The 649-nt window shown below is 32.8% G+C and carries 1 protein-coding gene; it reads left to right on the plus strand.

Annotated elements, in window-relative coordinates; genetic code table 11:
- Positions 1–260 (plus strand): hypothetical protein (locus tag QRY16_RS21980; protein WP_289778062.1); only part of this gene is annotated, 260 nt, incomplete at its 5' end.
- Positions 261–649: the final 389 nt, after the last annotated feature.

Raw genomic sequence — 649 nt, forward strand, 5'->3', positions numbered from 1 at the left:
TGTCTCGGAAAAGAAGCCAGACGTGGCCTTTGCTATCCAACGATGATGATGATTGGAACATCGACAAAAACAGGAAAAGATGGTTGATGATAAGTTGGTTGTTGAATAAAATAATTGATGAAAAGTTGAATGTTGATTTGTTGTTGTTTGATGAAAGGCAAGAAACGATTGATGATATATTTGGTTTTTTGATCGAGTTTATATACAAATTTTACGCTACTTCAGCCACACATTTGCTAGCTGTTCAATGTGGTATGTAGGGTTAAAGTTAGTCATTTCAGTTTAAACTTCGATTGAACAGTAGTACACGAAACGTTAGGCGCACGAGTTTAAACTTTGATAATTTCATGTTGCCAATACACTATAGCTATAGGGTAAACATGAACTCTATGTCAGGTCATGTATAACGATAGATCAATAGGAATCACATTTTTACAAAATAGAAATAGTATCGATTCCTATTAATTTTGACATTCTGATTCTAATAAAGTTGTTTTCAAGCTCGTTCGATTTACGGTTTTTGAGATAATTGATGTCAAAGATGTTCCATAAACCATTTGCATTGAATCAACTCAAAATCAACTTGCTACCTGTTTTTGGTAGAATCCTTTGAATTTACGAACTGAAACTTTATTCCAAACATCTTTAA

The organism is Mixta mediterraneensis (genome assembly GCF_030283135.1).
GTDB classification, from domain to species: Bacteria; Pseudomonadota; Gammaproteobacteria; order Enterobacterales; family Enterobacteriaceae; genus Pantoea; species Pantoea mediterraneensis.